This window comes from Paraburkholderia sp. GAS348, assembly GCF_050434205.1.
Taxonomy (GTDB): domain Bacteria; phylum Pseudomonadota; class Gammaproteobacteria; order Burkholderiales; family Burkholderiaceae; genus Paraburkholderia.
On record NZ_JBNPVT010000016.1, the window covers coordinates 90,626 to 108,482 of the forward strand.

The following is a 17,857-nucleotide window of genomic DNA, read 5'->3' on the forward strand; positions in this document are numbered from 1 at the left end:
CGTTGCGCTAATGCACGCCGTCACACCACTGCACGCACAAGCGCAACACGACCGGGTCGATCACCCCTCGCCGCGTCGTCGGCGAAGCTAACGTATATTAACGGCTATACATTGCGTTCCAGTCGGCTGAGGAGACCGCGGGACGGCCGCTTTGCGACGCCCCCGCAGCGCTGCCGCCGTAGCCGCTCGCGTTGCTGTTTTGTGTGGCGATGCGTGCTTCCGCTGCCTGAATCGCGTCAGGATAATGCGCCTCGTCGCCGTCACCGACGTGATAACCCGTTTGCTGGAGCTGAACCAGTTCGGCACGCACCTGCTCACGCGTGATACGGGAATTCGATTGCGCAAAAACGGTGGCAGAAGCAGCCAGCGAAGCAACGATAACGACGGCCTTGATCATGGACTTCATGGTAAAAACAACCTCCGATAATTGATGGTATGCGGTCCGTCGAATCCTGCTCTCCGTGACCGCAGGACCTAATATAGACGCCGATTCCGCTGAGAATAACGGGCGCTCATCGAAGGGATTGTTGTTGAATCTGGAGAAATTGCCCGGCCGCGCACTGCCACAGATCGACAGCGCGCGGCCAGACGAATGTCGCACAAGCTGCGCTTGCTGCGCGAATGGCTACATGGAATGGCTACATGAATTGCGACATCGCGATCAGAAACGCGCGCGAACAACAAACCGGCTGGCCGGCGAGGCGCGCTATTTCATGCGTTGCCACACGACTTTCGACGATCCATAGCCGAACGCGCCCGGCGTGATGTACGTCAGCCGGTCGCCGTCGAGCGTAAATGGGCGGCGCTGAACCTCTGCGTCCCAGTTTGGAAAAGTGCTCTTCTGAATGTGGAAAACGATAACCTGGGCCACCGGGTCCACGGCATACGTGCCGAAATGCGCGACGTTGCCGCGGGCGATCTTCGCGTTCTCTTCCGCCGTGCCTTGCTGCCGGTCCCCCGACGTGAATTTCGGCAGGTCCGAACTCAGCACGAGCAGCACGTAGCGGCCGTCATTGCCGAAGATGAGCTGCCCTTCAGGATGCGGACCGAGCAAATCGATTTCGCTGCCGCTCTTCGCCACCGTCAGCGAGACCAGCGACCACGATCCCACCACGCTGGTTGCTGCCTGAGCAAAAGCGCTTCGCACCGGCGCGCACAATGCTGCGAACGCGATCACGATGGCGGCAAGGACCTGGCGGTTTGGTTTCATGACGTTCTCCACGCGCGCGAGGACGTCAAATCAGACGAATCCGTCGCGCTTCGCTAACACTTGCGTAAAGATCGCGTGTGTTCGGGTGTTTTGAAGCGTAGGCGGTTTGCTGGCGAAAAGCTATCGGAGCGGGCCCGGCGCCCGTATGCCGGACCGCCCTCATAGGTCACGATTTGAGCCGCTCCGGCCTCAGTTGAAATCCCCGCTTTCGAGCTCGACGGACTTTCCCCCATTTTTTTCGAGGACCCGCCGCGTCGCATTTTCAATCCGCGCGCGATTTGCCTCGAAGGTCCCGACCAGATTGTGCGCCGATGGACCCTCGTTGCCGAAATGGTCGTTCAGCGCGTCCAGCGACACGCTGCACCAGACGTCAGCCCCATCGACATTGGCTTCGAAGGCGACGCGCGCCGCTGCCACCACTTCACGGCGTCCGGTGAATTCGATCCTCATAATGACCCTCCATTTGGCGAAAGCGACGCTGAACGCGCAAAGCTTGTGCCAAGCCGCTTCAGGCCGGCCATGGCTGCCCGCGTTCAGCGCACATTCTCCGCAAGGTGCATACTCGACGTCGGCCGCCCTGGAGCGGCCGCGCTTTTGCGTCGCGGCGCGCGTGTCATCTGCCACGCCGTCAGACGCTTCCAACATCCTAATACTACTGCCCCATGTCCCGCAGCCCGCAATCGTCGCGTCCTTTAGTCATTGCCGCAGTCATGGCTTCTATGGCGATGGTCGCCATAGAAGCCACCATCGTTTCCACCGCCATGCCGCAGATCGTCGCGCAACTCGGCGATCTGCATCTGTATAGCTGGGTCTTTTCGTCGTTCCTGCTGACGCAAACCGCGATGACCGTGGTGTTCGGCAAGCTCGCCGACCTCTATGGGCGCAAGCCGGTCGTACTCGCCGGCATCGCGGTCTTTCTGCTCGGCTCGGTGCTGGCCGGCTTCGCCTGGTCGATGCCCGCCATGATCGTGTTCCGCCTGATTCAGGGTGTCGGCGCGGGCGCGATCCAGCCGGTCACGCTGACCATCGTCGCCGATCTCTATCCGGCGCGCGAACGCGGCAAGGTGCAGGGTTATCTGGCCAGCGTGTGGGCCATTTCAGCGGTGGTCGGGCCGATGGTGGGTGGCTTCATCATTCACAACCTGTCGTGGGCGTGGATCTTCTGGATGAACGTGCCGATCGGCCTTGCCTCGGCCGCGGGCTTCATGGCGTTCCTGCGCGAATCGGAGCGACATGCGCGTCCGTCGATCGACTTCGCAGGCGCGGCCCTGTTCATGGCGGCGATCGCGGCACTGATGATGGCGCTGACCTATGCGGGCGACGACGAGATCGCCAAGGCATCGCTTGCGGGTGGCGCGTTCATGCTGTGCCTGCTGTTTTTCGTGTTCCAGGAGCGCCGCGCGGCTGAGCCGATGATCTCGTTCGCGCTCTGGAGCCGCCGGCCGATTGCCGCGTGCAATGCCGCAACCGTGCTGTCCGGCATGATCCTGATGGGCGCCACCACCTTCCTGCCGATGTATGTTCAGGGCGTGCTGCACCGCTCGCCGGTGGTCGCCGGTCTTGCACTCACGATGATGATGGTGGGCTGGCCGGCGGGCGCGACGCTCGCGGCAAAATCATTTCACCGCCTCGGCTTGCGGCGCATTCTGATCGGCGGCAGCGCGTTCATCCCGCTTGGCGCGGTGCTGCTGCTGTTCCTGCAGCCAGGCGGCTCGCCGCTCATCGCGGCGTTTGGCTCGCTCATCATCGGCTTCGGCATGGGCACGTCGAGCGTCAGTTCGCTGGTGCTGATCCAGGAGATCGTCAAGATGGACGAGCGCGGCAGCGCCACCGCATCGAATCTCTTTTCGCGCAATCTCGGCAGCACGCTCGGTGCGACGCTGTTCGGCGCGGTACTCAACTTCGGGCTCAGTCATTCGAAGGACGTCGCCGTGGTCACCTCGGACCAGCTAAAGGCGCTGTTGCAGAATCAGGTGGCGAGTCTCGCCGACAGCGACATGATCCGCGTGGTGTTGCATCAGTCGCTGCACCTGACCTTCATCTCGATCTTCGTGATTGCGATTTTTGTGGTCGCGCTGCTGAGCTTCGTGCCGGCGATCAACATCGGGATGGCGAAGAAGGCGCAGCTTGAAGCGTTGTCGCCGCTTGAGGATTGAACTTCGCTACTAGCGACCACCGCCTCTTCAAGCAAAGGCTCGCAGATCACTTCGGGTGTGCGGGTCAGCCGCCTTTCGCGTACAACGTCGACTCCGCAAAGCCAACGGCCGCGAGCACCTGTCCCACCAGGATCAGCGCAGTCCGCTCAATATGGGTGGACTGCACTTTGCCGACGATATCGTCGAGCGTCCCGGTGATTTTTTCTTCGTCCGGCCAGCTCGCGCGATAGATCACCGCGACGGGACAAGCGCCGCCGTAATGCGGCCGCAATTCATCGACGATGCGCGCGAGATGGCGTACGCCGAGGTGAATCGCCATCGTCGCGCGATGTCTCGCGAGGTCGGCGAGTTGTTCGCCTTCCGGCATGGTCGTTTTGCTGGCAAAGCGCGTGAGGATCAGCGTCTGCGAAATATTGGGCAGCGTGAGTTCGCAGCCGAGCGTCGCCGCGCATGCCGCGGTCGCCGTCACGCCGGGCACGATTTCGTAGGGAATGTCGAGTTCGCGCAGTCTGCGGATCTGCTCGCCGATCGCGCCATACAGGGACGGGTCGCCGGAATGCACGCGCGCCACATCCTGGCCTTTGTCGTGTGCGGCCTTGAGTAACGCGACGATCTGATCGAGGTCGAGCTCGGCGGTATTCACGACCTGCTCCGCGCTATGCCCCTCTAACACAGCGGCCGGCACCAGCGAGCCGGCATACAGGATCACCGGACAGCCGCGCACGAGCCGCTGCCCTTTCACTGTGATCAGTTCCGGATCGCCGGGACCCGCGCCGATAAAAAACACCGTCATTCAACACTCCATGATTCGTTCGGCCGCATGTCATACATACGACATTTAACCTAAGACTTGCAATGCTTCCAGCAAATCGGCCACGTTTGCAAACTCGCGATCGACCGCGGGCAATTCAGGGCGCCGCAGCATCACGACCGGCACGCCGCGTTCGCGCGCGACTTCAAGTTTCGCTTCAGTGGCGCTACCGCCGCTGTTTTTGCTGACGACGACATCGAATGCTTCCGCGCTGAACAGCGCTCGTTCGCCCTCGAGCGTAAACGGGCCGCGTGCCGCCAGAATCCGCGCACGTGGATTGGCTTCGTGTGCGTCGAGGCAGCGTATCGTCCAGAACTGCTGCGGCGGGATTTCGTCGAGATGCGCGAGCGGTTCGCGTCCAAGCGTGAACAGCGGCCGCCTGAACGAAGCGAGCGCGGCCGCGAGTTCGGCCCAATCGCCGATCATGCGCCAGTCGTCGCCGGCTTGCGGCTGCCAGCCCTCGCGGCGCAGCGCCCAGCACGGTACGCGCGCGGCGCTGCTCGCTTTCGCGGCATTGGCGCTGATCTGCGCGGCGTACGGATGCGTTGCGTCGATCACGAGGCCAATGCGTTCGTCTTCGATATAGCGCGCCATGCCTTCGCTGCCGCCAAAGCCGCCTACGCGTACCCCACACGAGAGATCGCCCGGCACCTTGCCGAGGCCCGCGAGACTGTACATGTGCTCCGGGCCAAGTTGCCTTGCGATCCGCAAAGCGTCGCCGGTGCCGCCGAGCAGCAGGACTCGCATCATTGCGCGGTTCCGATCAGATTGCCCTGGCGGTCGATCGCGAACATTTCGACCGCGACCTGCGGCGGCACGATATCGCGCGCGACAGCAAGGGCGTGACGGCAGACGATATCGCCAAGCGGCACGTGCTGCGCGTGCGCCAACGCGACGGCCTGCTGACTCGTATTGGCTGCGAGGATCGCCGCCTGCAACGCGTCGTCCGCGCCATGTTCGGCGGCCCAGCTTGCGAGCCGTTCCAGATCGATGCTCGAATTGCGGCTATGCAAATCGAGATGCCCTGCTGCCAGCTTGCTAAGTTTGCCGAAGCCGCCGCACACGCTCAGGCGCTCGACCGGGGCGCGCTTCATATGCTTGAGCACCGCGCCGACGAAGTCGCCCATTTCGATCAGCGCGATATCCGGCAGACCGTAGTGCGCGCGCATTGCGTCTTCGCTTGCGTTGCCGGTGCAGGCTGCGAGATGCATGTAACCGTTGGCACGCGCGACGTCGATGCCCTGATGAATCGAGGCGATGTAGGCCGAGCACGAGAACGGCCGCACGATGCCGGTGGTGCCGAGAATCGACAAGCCACCGAGAATGCCGAGGCGCGGGTTCATCGTTTTCAGCGCGAGTGCTTCGCCGCCTTCGACGCCGATCGTCACTTCGAAGCCGCCGGTGTATCCATGTTCGGCCGCGAGCTCGATCAGATGCTCGGTCATCATCTTGCGCGGTACCGGATTGATCGCCGGTTCGCCGACCGCCAGCGTGAGGCCGGCGCGCGTCACGGTGCCAACGCCGGGTCCCGCGCGGAATATCACCCCCGGTTCGGCACGCAGGCGCACGCGGGCGAATACGATCGCGCCGTGCGTCACGTCGGGGTCGTCGCCTGCGTCTTTCACCGTGCCCGCTTCGGCGCCGTCGGCGCACAGGCGGCAGAACACCAGCGGCAGCGGCACGTGCTGGCCCTTCGGCAATACGATCTCCGCGACCTCGCTGACGATACCCGCGAGCAGCAGACGCGCGGCCGCGAGCGACGTCGCGGTGGCGCAGCTGCCGGTCGTGTAGCCGCTACGCAGCGGCGCGGGTTGTTCGGGCGTTTCTTCGCGCATTAGGGTTGCGGTGAGGCGGCTGAGGTGCCATTAGCGGCATTGATGTCACTGGCGCCATTCGTGCCATTCGTGCTGCTTGTGGCGTGCGCGCCGTTCGTGTTGCTCGCACTGGACGTGCCGCTGGCGCCGTCAGCCGGCTTGGTGACATCCAGCAGTGTAATCGGCAGCGCCTGGCGCCAGGTATCGAAGCCGCCAAGCGGCTGGGCCTCGGCAAGCGCGATCCGGGTCAGCGTGCCGCCATGCTGCTCCCGCCACGCCGCGAGCGTCGCCTCGCCTTGCAAAGTGACCGCATTGGCGACCAGCCTCCCGCCGTCACGCAGACGCGCCCAGCAGGCATCGAGCACGCCCGGCGCCGTCACGCCGCCGCCGATGAACACCGCATCCGGCACAGCCAATCCTGCCAGCGCATCGGGCGCGCGGCCAGCCACCAACTGCAGACCCGGCACGCCCAATGCATCGCGATTGTGTTCGATGAAGCGCTGCCGCTCCGCGTGCCCTTCGATCGCGATCGCGCGGCAAGTCGGGTGCGCGCGCATCCATTCGATGCCGATCGATCCGCTGCCCGCGCCCACATCCCAGAGCAATTCGCCGGGCGTCGGCGCGAGCCGCGCCAGCGTGATCGCGCGGACGTCGCGTTTGGTCAACTGACCGTCGTGGCGAAAGGCGTCGTCGGGCAAGCCGGCGGTCAACGGCAAACGCGGGGCGCCCTCCGTTGCCCGGCATTCGAGCGCAATCAGGTTCAGCGCCGCCACGTCACCCGCGGACCACTGATCCGCGCGGCCATCCATACACCGCTCCCGAGCGCCGCCCAAGTGCTCCAGCACGGTCATCCGGGTCGCGCCGAAACCGCGCGCATGCAGCAGTTCGGCCAGCGCGGCGGGCGTGCGCCCGTCGGCGCTCAGCACGAAGACGCGCGCGCCGTCGTGCAGATGAGCGTTCAGCGTCGGCAACGGCCTTCCCACCAGCGAAACCGTGGCGACATCCTGCAGCGGCCAGCCAAGCCGCGCGGCCGCCAGCGACAACGACGACGGCGCAGGCAGCACCCGCAACTCACCTGCCGGCAACTGCCGCGCCAGCGTCGCGCCGACGCCGAACAGCATCGGGTCCCCGCTCGCCAGCACACACACGGACCCGGTACGCTCCGCCAGCAAAGGCGCGAGATCGAACGGCCTCGGCCATGCCGCCCGGCGCGCGGCGAGGCGCGCGGGCAGCATCGCCAGATGACGTTCGCCGCCATAAACCACCGACGCCTCCAGCAAAGCACGCCGCGCGGGCCTCCCCAAGCCGGCGAAGCCGTCATCGCCTATGCCCACCACGGTCAGCCACGCCGGCATGCATCCATCCTCGTTCTGTATCTTCAAATAATGCGCTGTGCCACGCCGATCAAAGCGTCCAGCCTCGTTGTGCTGTTCGAAAAAAGGCATAATACAGCCGCCGGTGCCCTTCGGGGCCGAAGAGGGAACACAGTGTCGCTGTGGCTGCCCCCGCAACTGTATGCAGCGAGTCCGCCTGCGCTCCGTGCCACTGGTTAGACCGGGAAGGCCGCGGCGGACCATGACCTGCCAGCCAGGAGACCTGCCGGCCAGACTGTTCGTGCCAGCCTACATCGGGCGGGGTGTACCGATGCCGCAGCAATGCCCGACCGGGCGGCGCTCGGGCCGTCGCGCGACGCTAAACCCGGTGTCCGTCTTGAATCAAGCTCCGCCCTCCTCCACTGCTTTGCCCGACGCGGCCCTCGCGCTGCGGCCCTCGGCGTGTCCAGGGCTGCTGCGCATCGTCGCCGCGCGCGATGGTGGAATCTGCCGGATCAAATTGCCCGGCGGGGAGCTGAGCGCCGGGCAGGCCTTGGCGATTGCCGAGGCGAGCACGCAGCATGCGGCCGGTGTCGTCGAGCTGACCAATCGCGCGAATCTGCAGGTGCGCGGCGTGCGCAGCGGTCATGAAGCGGCGTTGAGCGCGGCGCTGGTCGACGCGGGGCTAGGGCCGATTCGGGCGGCCGCTGCGGACGATGTGCGCAATGTGATGCTGAGCCCGACTGCTGGCCGCGATCCATTTGCGCTGTTCGATACGAGGCCGCTCTGCGTCGAACTGCTTGCATTGCTGCAAACCGAAGCGCGTTTCGCGGCGCTATCACCCAAATTCGCGCTTCTGCTCGATGGTGGCGAGCGCCTTGCGAGGCTCGATCATCCGCATGATATCTGGCTGGCAGCGACGCAAGTTGAAGACGGGGTGCGATTCGTGTTTGGTTTGACGGGTTGTCCGCCTGCTGTGGCGAACGCGGATGTTGACGCTGAAGCTGACGCTGAAGCTGACGCTGACGCTGATGCGGGTACCGATGCGTTCCAGCATGCCGAATACGCCGACTCGCGTGACGCCACAGAGCGCCCTCGCACGGATAGCGCGGGCGCCCTCGGCGCCGTGCTGCCCGCGCAAGTCGCGGGTCTTGTCCGCGCGCTGCTGAATACGTTCCTCGATCTGGCCACCACCGACGCCACGCGCATGCGTCATCTGCTTGCCGCGCATTCCGTCGACGCCGTATTGCAGCACGCTCAAAAGTACGTCGATTTCCCACTGTCACGCGACACGTCGCTCGCAAACTGGCGACGCGCCACGCCTGCCGATGCCGCGCTGCGGCTCGGTGCGCACGCTCAGCGAGTCGTGGGAATGCTGCACGTAGGCGGCCAACCGCCGCTCGGACGCCTCGACGCCGCCACCTTGCGCGGCCTTGCCACGCTCTCACAACAGCGCGGCAACGGCACGCTGCGCATGACGCCCTGGCAAAGCGTGTTACTGCCCGATATCGCTGCCAATGCCGCGCCCGCCGTGCTCGCTGAAATGAACGCGCTGGGCCTCGCCTGCGACCCCGCGCAGCCTATTGCGCACTTGATCGCCTGCGCCGGTTCCACAGGTTGCGCAAAAAGCCTCGCCGATACCAAAGCCGACGCGCTGCTTTTAGCGGATCGCTTGCCCAAAGGTGTCGACGTCCATCTGAGCGGCTGTCCGCGCTCATGCGCCGCCGCGCATCGCGCGCCGTACACACTGCTGGCCGCGGCGCCCGGCATCTACGACCTTTATCGACGCGACGGCCAGCCGGGTTTCGGCTCGTGCGTCGCGCACCAACTCACGATCGAACAGGCCGCCGACATGCTCGACCCATTGGCACACGCGGCCCGGAGCCCTATAGATGCTTGATTACATTCGCGACGGTCAGGAGATCTATCGCCAATCCTTCGCGACGATACGTGCGGAGGCCGATCTCTCGCGCGTTCCTGCCGACCTCGAGAAACTCGCAGTGCGCGTGATCCACGCCTGCGGCATGGTCGACGTCATTGACGATCTTCAGTTTTCCGAAGGCGCAGGTGCGGCGGGCCGTGTGGCGCTCGCGCAGGGCGCGCCGATTTTGTGCGACGCCGGCATGGTGGCGCAAGGCATCACGCGCGCACGGCTGCCAGCGAACAACGAAGTGATCTGCACGCTCGCGCATCAAAACGTGCCCGCGCTCGCGCGCGAACTCGACAATACGCGCTCGGCCGCCGCGCTCGAATTGTGGCGGCCGCATCTGGCCGGCAGCGTCGTCGTGATCGGCAACGCACCGACCGCCCTCTTTCATCTGCTCGACATGCTCGATGCCGGTGCGCCGAGGCCCGCGCTGATTCTCGGTTTTCCGGTCGGTTTCGTCGGCGCGGCCGAATCGAAAGCCATGCTTGCCGAAAACAGCCGCGGCGTGCCCTACGTCGTGGTTCACGGTCGACGCGGCGGCAGCGCGATGGCTGCCGCCGCTGTGAATGCGCTGGCGACGGAGGTGGAGTAAATGACCGCGCAAGGACGTTTATTCGGACTCGGCGTCGGCCCCGGCGACCCGGAACTCATCACGCTGAAAGCGCTGCGTTTGCTGAGAGCGGCACCGGTGGTCGCGTATTTCGTCGCAAAGGGGAAAAAGGGCAATGCCTTCAGCATCATCGAGGCGCATCTGCACGACGCTCAACAGCATCTGCCGCTCGTTTATCCCGTGACCACCGAAGCACTCGAACCGCCGCTTTCGTATGAAGCGATCATCGCCGACTTCTACGACACCGCTGCGGAAATCGTCGCCGACCATCTCGACGCGGGCCGCGACGTCGCGGTGATTTGTGAAGGCGATCCGTTTTTCTACGGCTCGTATATGTATTTGCACGACCGCCTCGCGGCGCGTTTCGAGGCCGAAGTCGTGCCCGGTGTGTGCTCGATGCTCGGCGGCACGGCGGTACTCGGTTCGCCGCTGGTGTATCGCAATCAGAGCTTGTCGGTGCTCTCCGGCGTCTTGCCCGAAGACGAATTGCGCCGGCGTCTCGCCGATGCGGACGCCGCAGTCATCATGAAACTCGGCCGCAATTTCGATAAGGTGCGGCGCGTGCTCGGCGAACTGGGGCTCGCGCATCGTGCGCTTTATGTCGAACGCGCGACCATGGGCAATCAGCGCATCGTGCCGCTTGACGAAGTCGATCCGATGGCCTCGCCGTATTTTTCGCTGCTCGTGGTGCCGGGGGAAAAATGGCAAGGTTGACGCCACCCGCGATTGTGATTCTCGGCGTGGGCGCGCTGGCGACGGCGCGGCGGATTCAGATGCTGTATGCAGGTTGCCAGGTGCATGCCTTGCAGGGGCGAGTCGAGGCTGATGTCTCGTACACGGAACTCGGCGCGCATCTTTGCGAGCTGTATGCACGCGGCACGCCGATCATTGCACTGTGTGCGGCCGGGATCGTGATTCGCTGCGTTGCGCCGTTGTTGTCGAACAAAGGCGTCGAGCCGCCGGTGCTGGCCGTTGCAGAAGATGGCAGTGCGGTCGTGCCGTTGCTCGGCGGTCTTGCCGGCGTCAACGTCATGGCACGCGAGATTGCTACTGAGTTGGCCGTGTCGCCTGCGATTACGACGAGTGGCGAACTGCGTTTCGGCACGTGTGTGCTCAATCCGCCTGAGGGCTATGCGCTCGCGGATATAGCGCAAGGCAAGCGCTTCGTGTCGGATCTGCTGGCGGGTGAAAGCACTCGCATCGAGGGTGAAGCGCCGTGGCTCGATGATGCGCAACTGCCGCGCGCAGAATCGGCACGTCTCGCGATTCGCGTGACGCCGCGTGTGTGGGATGGACGGGATGATGAGTTGGTGATTCATCCGCGGAGTGTGGTGGCGGCGGTGACGGGTACGGGTGCTGGCGCCGGTGCTGGTGCACGCTCTGTTACGAACGCCGACCTCGGCGCAAACTCCCGTTCAGATGCGTGGACGGATTCAGGCGCGCGAATCGCCGCGCTGGTGCGCGAGGCGTTGGACGCGCATGGTCTTGCGGCGCTCTCGCTCTCGGCCTTGCTGGCCTCTTCCGAACACATGGCGGACCCGGCGCTCGCCGATGCCGCGGCGAGCCTGAACGTGCCGCTGCGTTTTGCCCAGCCGCGCCCGGAAGACGGCGAGCCGCCGGGCAATTTGCTGCATGCCGCGCTGCGCGTCCCTTATCAAACGTTGCATGACGACGCAGACGCAGGGGTTGCGCTCGCGTTGGCAGCGTTGGCAATCGACCCGGACACGATTGGCCGCTCACGTGGCCGTTTGACGGTGATCGGCCTCGGCCCCGGCAGCGCCGATCTGATGGTGCCTGCCGCGCGAACAGCGCTGAACGAAGCCACCGATATTCTCGGCTACGACACCTACGTGAAAATGGCCGGCCCCTTGCGCGCCGATCAACGCGTACACGGCACGGACAATCGCGAGGAGATGCAGCGGGCGCGTCATGCGTTCGAACTCGCTAGCACAGGGCGGTCTGTGGTGATGGTGTCGTCAGGCGATCCTGGTGTGTTTGCAATGGCGGCTGCGGTGCTTGAGGCGCTCGAAGAAGGAGGCTCGACGACTGCCGACTGGCGCGCGGTCCAACTCGCCATCGTGCCGGGGGTGTCCGCTGCCATGGCGACCGCAGCGCAAGCCGGCGCGCCGTTAGGTCATGACTTCTGCATGCTGTCGTTATCCGACAATCTGAAACCGTGGACCATCATCGAGAAGCGCCTCAGGCATGCGGCCGAAGCGGATCTGGTGATGGCTTTCTACAACCCGATCTCTCGCGCACGGCCGTGGCAGTTAGATAAAGCGCTGGACATCGTGCGGGAATATCGCGCGGCGGCGACCAAAGTCGTGCTTGGCCGCGATATCGGCAGACCGGGCAGTACATTGCGCACGATCACGCTCGGCGAACTGCGCTCTTCCGATGTCGATATGCGCACGATGGTGATCGTGGGGTCGTCGACGACGCGGGCGTTCGCTAACGGCGTCGACGGTGGCGAGTGGGTTTATACGCCGCGGTGGTATGAGTGAACACAGTGCGTTAGTTTCGCCCCATCCCCCTCGCCACCGCCTCCATTTGCACCCCAGCGGCCCGCGCAAGATCCTCAAGAATCGTAAAGTGATTGCACCCGGCATCAAAGCGTCGCCAGCCACTTAAGCCGCGACCTTCAAATCCTCAATCGCCCGCTGCCTGACACCCAGATCGTCCCAAAGCTCCGGATGGCACGTGAACACCAGAATCTGGTGCCGCGTAGCCGCATCGATCAGCGCGCGCTTGATCGCATCGCGCCGCGCCGCGTCGGTATGCACCGCGGCGTCGTCGAGCATCAGCAAGGTCGGACGCCCCGATGCCTTCAAAAGATCCGCATACGCCAGCCGCGTCAGGATACCAAGTTGCTCCCGCGTGCCGAAGCTCAACGCATCGAGCGTATCCGCGCGACCATAACGATCCAGCGTTGCGGGACTCAGGTCGTCGCCGAGTGCAATCGTCGACTGCGGGAAAATCCGCTTGAGGTAGTGCCCGAGCCGTTCGGTCAACGGCGCACGCAGCTGCGCCACCGCCGCATCGCGTTCATCGACGAGCACCTCGTCGAGCAGACTCAACGCGCTCGCCCGCAAGCCGAGTTCGTCCTTGCGGCGCGTGGCTTGCTCCACTGAGGCATTCACTGCGGCGAGGCGCTCCCCGAGCCCAGACGCGCCCACCGTCTCCAGTTGACTGCGCAATTGCGCAATCCGCAGTTGCCGCTCGTGCTGCTCGTTGCGCGCAAGCTCCGCCGACGCACGATAGCGTTTCGCTTCAGCCGCCGGATCGTCGAGACGCGCCGCTTCCAGTTCGCGCTCCCTTCCTTCCAGCTGTTTTTTGAGCGCCTCAACCCGCACACGCTGTTCGACGATTTTCGTCTGCCATTGCGCACGGTTGCGGCAAAACGCTTCGTCGCTCAGTTGGGCTTCTTTTCGCTGCAACTGACCGGCGAGCGATTCAGTCGTAGCCGTCGCGGTGGATTTGCTTTCCGCCGCCTGCGCCAGCACTTTTCTGGCGGCTTCCAACGCATCACGCGCGATGTCGGCATTGCGGCGTGCTTCGTCGAGCGGTGGCGCAGCAGACACGTCGGGCAATAGAGCCAGCCGCTCATTCGAAGTCTGCAGCCGGGCGGCAGCCGAAGCCAACGCGGCACGCAGCGCGTCGATACCCTGCGGCGCATGCACCTCGAGAATCTTCGCCTGGCTTTTCTGCTGCGCGACCAGCGCCTTCCACTGCTCGTGCCTGGCCTCGGCCTCGGCCAGCGACGCCACGCCCAACGCCTGCAGCAACTGTGCATGTCGGGCTTCTAGCGACGCCAGTTCAGACAACTGCGCCGACAGATCGGAGACGCCCGGAATCACGCGCAGTTCGCCGAGCTCGCCGAGACCGATCAGCTTCTCCTCGTCGAGCCGCAGCACACCCTCGCCGCTTACCTTCGCATCGCCGACGGTGATCGTGCCATTCAACCGGTATTCGATGCGCGTCATCGCCGCTTCAGTACGCGCGCGCAACACGGTCAACTCCGCGTCGAGCGATTGGAGCCGTTTCAGTTGCGCCCCGTCGATTTCGTGCGCCGCCGCCGCACGCGTCGCCTCCAGCACGGCTTCGTTTGCGTCGCCAGCGGCCGCGATCGCCGCTTCCAGCCGCTCGCTCTCGGTGCGGTGCAGCGCTATCTGACTGCGCAAATCGCCCGCGGTCACTGCGGCGTTGGCCAGCTCGTGAGCGCGGCTGGCATCGGCGTGTGCCTGTTCGAATCGCGCCACGCTGGCCTGAGCCTGCGCGTGTTCGTTCTGAACCGCCGACACGTTGGAGCGCGCGGCATCAAGTTGCTGCCGCTCGCGTGCCACGGCCGCTTCCAGTTCCGTCGCAGCCTGTTCCTGTTGCAAGGAAAGCGCCAGTTCCGCCTCGCCCAATTGCAGCGACTGCGAGAGCGCCTGAAGACTGCGTTCGAGTTCCGCCGCGGCATCGGCGCGCTGTTGCGCCTGCACGGCTTTCTGCTCATGAAGCTCCCAGGGGCGCTTGCGTTGCGCATCGTCGAAGGCTTCCTGCTGCGCGGCAAGCCGCACGATGTTCTCGTCGAATTGCTGGCGCTGCTGCTCCAGCTCGTCGCGCTCGACAATCAGCGCCGCCAATACCTGTTCGGCCTCGGCCAGCGGCCCGGTGGACTTCTGCGTACGCGCCGTGAGCAGTTGCCGAAGCTCGCGCTGCACGGCGGCGATCAGCGCGTCCTCGCCTGCGGATTCGCTGCTGCCCGAGAGTTGCGAAAGCGCATCGCGCAGATATTGCGCCGCATGCCCCGTGGAATCCCGCACCTCCTGCGTGCCGCCTTGTTGCACCCACAACAAACCGGGAACGCCGGCGTTTTCCGCCTTGAGCGGCCCACGCGCGGCACGCGAAAAACCCAGCAACGCGGCGAGCTTGTCTTCGGCTTCATCTTCGCCGTACACCGCCTGGCCGATCTTCAGCTCGCAGCGCTGCCGGGTGACGAACTGCTTCGACAGCCTGCACGCCGTGCCGTCCATCGCAAAGGTCACTTCAACCGACGGCTGCCCGCTCGCCTTGCCCCACGGCAGCAGATCTTTCAGATGCGAAGCCTTATAGCGTTCGAGGAACACCGCTCGCACGGCTTCGGCGATGGTGCTCTTGCCGGCCTCGTTCGGGCCGGTGAACAGATTGAGACCGGGCTGCAGATCGTCGATAACGAGCCGGCCGGTGAACTGCTTGAACTCCTGAATCGCGATGCTTTCCAGCTTCATGCGGACCTCGCTTCGCGCGGCAGTTCACGCTGAAAACGCGCCAGAAGCAGTAACGCGTCCGCCGCTCGCTTGACCTGTTGCGGGTCGGACTGCGGATCCTCCTGCAAGCTTCGCAGACGCGCCACCACTTTCGCGAGGTAGCCGCTTTGCGCGCCGAGTTCGGCGAGGTCGTCGGCGGTGGGCAGCACCTGCAGGCCACTCAGATCGACGCGTAGCGCACGGACCCGCGCGCGGGTCTCTTCCACCGCGACGTGAATCGCTTCGGCCTCGGCCAGTGCGGTCGTGCCACCTACGGTCACCCGCAGCACGTCGTGACTGCCCAACGCACTCAGGCGCGTCTTGAGCGAATCCACATCGGTCGGCACCGAGATCGTCTCTTCCCAGCGATGCCATTGATATTTACCCACCCGCACCGCTTCAACTGCCGGCTCGGCGCCAGGCTCGGTCAGCGTGACGTCGAGCATGAAGCCCGGATCGTTGGCGCGGAACCGGTCCTGCTCGTGCGTGCCGGCATACCAGGTGCGCTCGTCGACGCGCAAATGGCCGTGCCAGTCGCCGAGCGCCAGATAGTCCAGACGCGCGCTCGCGGCACGCGTGGGGGCGATCGGGTTCGACGAATCGATACCCTCCTGCAGAATCCCGCTCACGCTGCCATGCGCGAGCCCGATGCGGTGATAGCCGTGCGGCGTTTCCGTTGTGTCGAAGAAGCCAGTCGTGTCGTCGTAGGTGATACGTTGCGTGAGCGGTGCGCAGAGCAACGCGCACTGGCAGGCGTCGAGCGTCATCACGCCGGGTTCGAGCACTACCCGCACGTTCGACGCAATACAGTTCAGGCGCTGCGCACGGGTCCACACGCTCTCGACCAGCGCGGCATCGTGATTGCCTGGCAGCATGATCCACGGCCCGGAAAACGCCTGCAGCGCGCCGAACAAACGGCGGATCACCGTGTCCGATACGGTCTGCAGATCGAATACATCGCCTGCGACCAGCACGGCGTCGACCTTGCGCGCCGCCGCTTCTTCGGCGATCCGGCGCACGGTTTCGAAGCGCGCTTCCGCGAGGTGCGCGGCTTCGTCCGGCTCGAACTGGCCGAATTGCGTGCCTATCTGCCAGTCCGCGGTGTGCAGAAACCTGATCACTGTGCCTCCATTCCGTTCAATTGCATCGTCACTCAACACTCATTCGGCGCTCAAATCGGCGCTCATTCAGCAGGCGCTCACGCCACTCGCCCAAGCATCGCCTCGCAGTCTAACCGCAGATGTTACCGCGCCGGCGGGTCAAAGAATGTCCCAAACCGGTGCCACACTGCCTGAACAGCGGCGCTACACTCGCGTTTCTGGACGATCGCGTCAACCGCAACGCAACATTTCAATCGAATTGAACCCCGCTGCCCCGCTGCCGATGAACAAAGAGACCGAATTGAAGAAGGCCAAGCGCACGCCGCTGCTATTGCTCGCGGCCGCCGCCTGCGTTTTCCTCGTGACCGCTTTCATGCCGCGCGGCCTCTGGGTGGACGGCATCAAGTCAGTGGCCGAAGCGGCCATGGTCGGCGCGCTCGCCGACTGGTTCGCCGTGGTCGCGCTGTTTCGCCGGGTACCGATCCCGATCGTCTCCGCGCACACCGCGATCATTCCGAAGAACAAGCACAAGATTGCCGACAACCTCGCGGTGTTCGTGCAGGACAAGTTCCTGGACGTGCCGTCGCTGGTCGGGCTGATCCAGAAACACGACCCGGCGCAAAGCATCACCGGCTGGCTGACGAAGCCGGCCAATACCGCGCGTCTGGGCGACTACGTGGTCAAACTGACGGGCGGCATTCTCGAACTGACCGACGACGTGCGCATCCAGGTCTTCATCAAGGACGCGTTGCGCGACGTGCTCGCCAAAGTCGATCTGTCGCAATCCATGGGTGCGATACTCGACACGCTCACCAAAGACGGCCGTCACCAGGAACTACTCGACGCCGGCATCGAACAGGTCGTGGCGCTACTGCGCGAACCGCAGGCGCGCGAGTTTATCGCTGAACGCATCGTCGAGTGGGTGAAGAGCGAATATCCGAAGATGGAGATGATCCTGCCGTCGGCATGGCTCGGTGAAAGGGGCGCCGAAGCGATCGCCAATGCGGTGAACCGGATGCTCGAGCAGATCAGCGAGAACCCCACCCATCAGTTGCGCCAGAAATTCGACGACGCCGCGCAGAAGCTGATCGTCAAACTCAAGAGCGACCCGGCGTTCCTGCAGAAGGGCGAAGAACTGAAGCGTTATCTGGTGGAAGGCGAAGCGCTGAGCACGTATGTGAAGAACATGTGGGGCGAGTTGCGCGCATGGCTCAAGCGCGATCTGCAAAGCAGCGATTCGGCCCTGCACGCGAGAGTGATGGCGATGGGCCAATGGGTAGGCCACGAACTGGCGCACGACCCCGCGTTGCGTCAGTCGCTGAACGACCACCTGGAAGAAGCGGCGCGCGCCATGGCGCCGGATTTCGCCCAGTTCCTCACGCGCCACATCAGCGATACAGTGAAGAACTGGGACGCGCGAGACATGTCACGGCAAATCGAGCTGAACATTGGCAAAGATTTGCAGTACATCCGCATCAATGGAACGATTGTTGGCGGCTTTATCGGCTTGCTGCTCTATGCGAGTTCGCAGCTGTTCGAGCTGTTGCGTTTGCACATGGGCTAAGGGATACGGCCGCAGCACACCAAAGCGCCTACAATCCAGGCATATGAATTGCTCAAGCGCTTGCTTGACCGCCGCCGCTCCA

General features: G+C 64.4%; 15 protein-coding genes and 1 riboswitch. Of the genes, 6 read left to right on the forward strand and 9 right to left on the reverse strand.

The window, feature by feature from the left end; all coding sequences use genetic code 11:
• Nucleotides 1-97: 97 nt before the first annotated feature.
• From P3T22_RS23635 to P3T22_RS23645, 3 genes are all read right to left on the reverse strand, one after another.
• Entirely contained in the window at nt 98-406 is a 309-nt protein-coding gene (locus tag P3T22_RS23635) for a DUF4148 domain-containing protein (protein ID WP_063499222.1), read from the reverse strand.
• A gap of 300 nt (nt 407-706) precedes the next feature.
• Nucleotides 707-1,210 (reverse strand): lipocalin-like domain-containing protein, encoded by a 504-nt coding sequence (locus P3T22_RS23640; RefSeq protein WP_063499223.1) that lies wholly within the window; start codon nt 1,208-1,210, stop codon nt 707-709.
• A gap of 189 nt (nt 1,211-1,399) precedes the next feature.
• Nucleotides 1,400-1,660: a DUF1488 domain-containing protein gene (locus P3T22_RS23645; protein ID WP_063500734.1), complete on the reverse strand. Its 261-nt coding sequence runs from the start codon at nt 1,658-1,660 to the stop codon at nt 1,400-1,402.
• A gap of 212 nt (nt 1,661-1,872) precedes the next feature.
• Between P3T22_RS23645 and P3T22_RS23650 the strand changes: the two genes are divergently transcribed.
• Entirely contained in the window at nt 1,873-3,366 is a 1,494-nt protein-coding gene (locus P3T22_RS23650) for an MDR family MFS transporter (RefSeq protein ID WP_429326291.1), read from the forward strand.
• 64 nt (nt 3,367-3,430) lie between these two features.
• Here the strand turns inward: P3T22_RS23650 and cobM are convergent, their stop codons facing one another.
• From cobM to P3T22_RS23670, 4 genes are read right to left on the reverse strand one after another with little or no spacing between them, the layout of a single operon-like run.
• The gene (cobM, locus tag P3T22_RS23655; protein ID WP_063499225.1) at nt 3,431-4,159 is read right to left on the reverse strand and encodes a precorrin-4 C(11)-methyltransferase; all 729 of its coding nucleotides are present in this window, start codon (nt 4,157-4,159) and stop codon (nt 3,431-3,433) included.
• A gap of 45 nt (nt 4,160-4,204) precedes the next feature.
• Entirely contained in the window at nt 4,205-4,927 is a 723-nt protein-coding gene (locus P3T22_RS23660; protein ID WP_063499226.1) for a cobalt-precorrin-6A reductase, read from the reverse strand.
• Nucleotides 4,924-6,012, reverse strand: a complete 1,089-nt coding sequence (locus P3T22_RS23665; RefSeq protein WP_429326292.1) for a cobalt-precorrin-5B (C(1))-methyltransferase — start codon at nt 6,010-6,012, stop codon at nt 4,924-4,926. The genes P3T22_RS23660 and P3T22_RS23665 overlap by 4 nt, the downstream gene beginning before the upstream one ends.
• Nucleotides 6,012-7,346, reverse strand: a complete 1,335-nt coding sequence (locus tag P3T22_RS23670; protein WP_063500735.1) for a bifunctional cobalt-precorrin-7 (C(5))-methyltransferase/cobalt-precorrin-6B (C(15))-methyltransferase — start codon at nt 7,344-7,346, stop codon at nt 6,012-6,014. Before P3T22_RS23670 ends, P3T22_RS23665 begins: the two co-directional genes overlap by 1 nt.
• Nucleotides 7,347-7,430: 84 nt before the next feature.
• Nucleotides 7,431-7,609, forward strand: a riboswitch (cobalamin riboswitch).
• Between the two features lie 83 nt (nt 7,610-7,692).
• Here P3T22_RS23670 and P3T22_RS23675 point away from each other — a divergent pair.
• From P3T22_RS23675 to cobJ, 4 genes are read left to right on the forward strand one after another with little or no spacing between them, the layout of a single operon-like run.
• Nucleotides 7,693-9,204: a precorrin-3B synthase gene (locus P3T22_RS23675; RefSeq protein WP_429326309.1), complete on the forward strand. Its 1,512-nt coding sequence runs from the start codon at nt 7,693-7,695 to the stop codon at nt 9,202-9,204.
• Nucleotides 9,197-9,823 (forward strand): precorrin-8X methylmutase, encoded by a 627-nt coding sequence (locus P3T22_RS23680; RefSeq protein ID WP_429326293.1) that lies wholly within the window; start codon nt 9,197-9,199, stop codon nt 9,821-9,823. The genes P3T22_RS23675 and P3T22_RS23680 overlap by 8 nt, the downstream gene beginning before the upstream one ends.
• Nucleotides 9,824-10,555, forward strand: a complete 732-nt coding sequence (locus P3T22_RS23685; protein WP_063499230.1) for a precorrin-2 C(20)-methyltransferase — start codon at nt 9,824-9,826, stop codon at nt 10,553-10,555.
• A complete protein-coding gene (gene cobJ, locus P3T22_RS23690) occupies nt 10,543-12,345 on the forward strand; it encodes a precorrin-3B C(17)-methyltransferase (RefSeq protein ID WP_429326294.1) in 1,803 nt (600 codons plus the stop codon). Before P3T22_RS23685 ends, cobJ begins: the two co-directional genes overlap by 13 nt.
• Before the next feature lie 123 nt (nt 12,346-12,468).
• Here cobJ and P3T22_RS23695 read toward each other — a convergent pair whose 3' ends face one another.
• Nucleotides 12,469-15,093 carry an AAA family ATPase gene (locus P3T22_RS23695; protein WP_429326295.1) on the reverse strand — a complete coding sequence of 875 codons (2,625 nt, stop codon included), beginning with the start codon at nt 15,091-15,093 and terminating at the stop codon, nt 12,469-12,471.
• Entirely contained in the window at nt 15,090-16,232 is a 1,143-nt protein-coding gene (locus P3T22_RS23700) for a metallophosphoesterase family protein (protein WP_429326296.1), read from the reverse strand. The genes P3T22_RS23695 and P3T22_RS23700 overlap by 4 nt, the downstream gene beginning before the upstream one ends.
• Nucleotides 16,233-16,494: 262 nt before the next feature.
• Between P3T22_RS23700 and P3T22_RS23705 the strand changes: the two genes are divergently transcribed.
• Nucleotides 16,495-17,775 (forward strand): DUF445 domain-containing protein, encoded by a 1,281-nt coding sequence (locus tag P3T22_RS23705; RefSeq protein WP_429326297.1) that lies wholly within the window; start codon nt 16,495-16,497, stop codon nt 17,773-17,775.
• The last annotated feature ends 82 nt before the right edge of the window (nt 17,776-17,857 follow it).

What these genes read in the sequence shown, in the direction of transcription:
- P3T22_RS23640 (WP_063499223.1), bottom strand. Translation starts at nt 1,210, where the DNA reads ATGAAACCAAACCGCCAGGTCCTTGCCGCCATCGTGATCGCGTTCGCA.
- cobM (WP_063499225.1), bottom strand. Translation starts at nt 4,159, where the DNA reads ATGACGGTGTTTTTTATCGGCGCGGGTCCCGGCGATCCGGAACTGATC.
- P3T22_RS23660 (WP_063499226.1), bottom strand. Translation starts at nt 4,927, where the DNA reads ATGATGCGAGTCCTGCTGCTCGGCGGCACCGGCGACGCTTTGCGGATC.
- P3T22_RS23695 (WP_429326295.1), bottom strand. Translation starts at nt 15,093, where the DNA reads ATGAAGCTGGAAAGCATCGCGATTCAGGAGTTCAAGCAGTTCACCGGC.
- P3T22_RS23685 (WP_063499230.1), top strand. Translation starts at nt 9,824, where the DNA reads ATGACCGCGCAAGGACGTTTATTCGGACTCGGCGTCGGCCCCGGCGAC.
- P3T22_RS23680 (WP_429326293.1), top strand. Translation starts at nt 9,197, where the DNA reads ATGCTTGATTACATTCGCGACGGTCAGGAGATCTATCGCCAATCCTTC.
- P3T22_RS23665 (WP_429326292.1), bottom strand. Translation starts at nt 6,012, where the DNA reads ATGCGCGAAGAAACGCCCGAACAACCCGCGCCGCTGCGTAGCGGCTAC.
- P3T22_RS23705 (WP_429326297.1), top strand. Translation starts at nt 16,495, where the DNA reads ATGAACAAAGAGACCGAATTGAAGAAGGCCAAGCGCACGCCGCTGCTA.
- P3T22_RS23650 (WP_429326291.1), top strand. Translation starts at nt 1,873, where the DNA reads ATGTCCCGCAGCCCGCAATCGTCGCGTCCTTTAGTCATTGCCGCAGTC.
- cobJ (WP_429326294.1), top strand. Translation starts at nt 10,543, where the DNA reads ATGGCAAGGTTGACGCCACCCGCGATTGTGATTCTCGGCGTGGGCGCG.
- P3T22_RS23670 (WP_063500735.1), bottom strand. Translation starts at nt 7,346, where the DNA reads ATGCCGGCGTGGCTGACCGTGGTGGGCATAGGCGATGACGGCTTCGCC.
- P3T22_RS23635 (WP_063499222.1), bottom strand. Translation starts at nt 406, where the DNA reads ATGAAGTCCATGATCAAGGCCGTCGTTATCGTTGCTTCGCTGGCTGCT.
- P3T22_RS23645 (WP_063500734.1), bottom strand. Translation starts at nt 1,660, where the DNA reads ATGAGGATCGAATTCACCGGACGCCGTGAAGTGGTGGCAGCGGCGCGC.